General features: G+C 51.3%; 2 protein-coding genes. Both read left to right on the top strand.

What is annotated here, in order from left to right; all coding sequences use genetic code 11:
- The first annotated feature begins 322 nt into the window (after nucleotides 1-322).
- Nucleotides 323-1345 carry a hypothetical protein gene (locus tag I2G43_RS02670; RefSeq protein ID WP_195534983.1) on the top strand — a complete coding sequence of 341 codons (1023 nt, stop codon included), beginning with the start codon at nucleotides 323-325 and terminating at the stop codon, nucleotides 1343-1345.
- Entirely contained in the window at nucleotides 1333-2100 is a 768-nt protein-coding gene (locus I2G43_RS02665; protein ID WP_195534982.1) for a hypothetical protein, read from the top strand. Before I2G43_RS02670 ends, I2G43_RS02665 begins: the two co-directional genes overlap by 13 nt.
- Nucleotides 2101-2272 lie beyond the last annotated feature (172 nt).

The raw sequence follows: 2272 nt of genomic DNA, 5'->3' as shown, positions 1-2272 counted from the left end.
TTATACCCTAAGAGCAAACCACCCTTTTTAAGGGTGGTTCTGATTGCGGAACTCGCGATCGATGTTGCCCCATACGCCCTCCCAGGTCCTCAGGCAACGTTGCTTGCGAACGTCGCTCTGCTCGTCCGCTTTTTGGTCTGGAGAGCCGGGTGGGCTGATAGATAAATAGATGTGAGTAGGGGCTCTCCCGTACATGGACGGGGGAGCCTCTTGTTGCGTTTTGGATTGTTTCTTATGGCTTCAGGGATTGAGCAATTTATACGATTCAGTATAATTTCAGATATATACTAAAATGTAACTAAAATGAAAATGGTGATTGGACATGCTGCTAAATTGTCTCCCAAAAAGACTCTTCTCTTTAGAGCTCTCCATCGACCCGGAGCCAATTGAGATGCAGATTCCTCGCATGTATCTTGAGCGGTATTCGCTTCGCTTGGCACGGCTCGGCATGTCTGAGCAAGGCCGTTTTATTGTTGCCGAACCAAAAGAACTGCCCAGTGTCATTTCGGCGCGAAATCTCGTCAATGCAGTGCGCAAGATAGATGCTCGCCCGGTGGCAATTTGCTGGGATGCTATGGATTTAGGCTTTATGCGCGCGCTTTCTTCGGAGGGGATCGCATATATCCGAGATGAGCGAAATGCGTTTCTGCCGTTTATCGGTGCTGTTATTTCCGATGAGGTGCTGGGTGCTTCTCCCGCTGCTCCGCTTTCGCCCCAATCTCAACGAATCGTCCTAAATCTCATCGCGGGACGATGGGTTGACTGCTCCGCCGGCGACCTAGCGCGTCTGTGTGGCAAAAGCGCGGCAAGCGTCAGCGGCTATCTTTCGGAAATCGCCGCTATTGCTCCTGGGCTAATCGCACGGGACGGCAAAAAGCGTGTGCTGTCCGATGCCGATTTGTCGACCGAGGCACTGTTAAATGGGTTTGAGGACTATCTTCGTACGCCCGTCGTTGAGCACATACGGCTCAAGAGGGCAATCGACAGACCAGAATTGCGTGCCGTCGATGCGCTGCTTTCCGGAGTGTCTGCCCTTAGTTATATGTCCGACCTCGCTCATGACGACTCCGCTCCGACTATTGCTCTCGAAAAACATCAGGTGGATGCCTTAAAAGAACATTTGGGCGACGAATGGCTGGAGGCCCAGTGGTATGAACCGGCGGCAATTGAGATTGAGGTCTGGTCGTATCCCGTGGATGAACCGTCCGATATCAGTTTTGACACAACGGGTTTGCAATGTGTCGACCCATATTCCTTATACGTTGCCTGCGCAAAAGCGGACTACAAAGACGATCGCTTGCTTGATGCGATCGAGCAGCTCAGGAGGACGATATGCCAAAAGTAAGAGGAATAGAGCGATTTGCCGAAGCCATGAGAAATTGCAAGGGCGGCTATGTTCTTATTGGCGGAGGCGCCTGCAGCGTCTTATTTGATATCGAAGGCGATTCTTTTAGGGCTACAGAGGATTTGGATGTTGTCGTAATCGTTGATGGGGAGAGCGTCGAATTTGCTTCGGCATTATGGGCGTTTATTAAAGACGCTGAATATAAGATCGGTAAAGGCGGCGGTGGAGGGTGCACCTATTATCGATTTCGTCTGCCGGAAGGGTCGAAGCGGGTTTTGGACTGTCCTGGTCAAATCGAGCTGTTTGCTCGGCATCCTGATTTTACGCTTGAAGATGAAGCGAGCGAGGTGGCGCCTCTCTCCTTTGACGGGGTCGTATCAAGTCTTTCGGCGATTATTCTCGACGATGGCTACTATGAATTTATCCGCGATAACGCAACGAATCTAGAAGGTATTACGTTGCTCGATGCGCTCCATATTATTCCCCTCAAGATGCGCGCACACATTGATATCAACAAAAGTTATAAAGAAGGGCGTCATTGCAACGACAAGGATCGACGAAAGCATCGTTCGGATGTTGCTCGACTTGCTGGTTTGTTGCCGCCTTCAGCCCGTTTGAAGCTATCGGAGCAAATGAGGGTTGATGCCGAGGATTTCTTTACGGACTTTGCTTTTTATGTAAATCGGCAAACCGACCGCAAGGAAAGGGCACGCCTTCAGGACACGCTATCGTTTCTCGAAAGGGTCTATTTGTAGACACCTTGATTCGCCATGTATGACAAGGGGCTCCCCCGTTGATGAACGGGGGAGCCCCTTGTTGCATTTTGATTGTTGCTGCTAGCCAGAGGCTCGCCGGGGTGGGGCGCGGGGTTTGGTCGATCGCGAGTTCCGCACGAGCCGGAGAGCACTTAATGTGCTCTCCGTGCGA

This window comes from Collinsella aerofaciens, assembly GCF_015557435.1.
GTDB lineage: Bacteria > Actinomycetota > Coriobacteriia > Coriobacteriales > Coriobacteriaceae > Collinsella > Collinsella aerofaciens_Z.
This window is presented reverse-complemented; position numbering and strand designations above follow the sequence as displayed.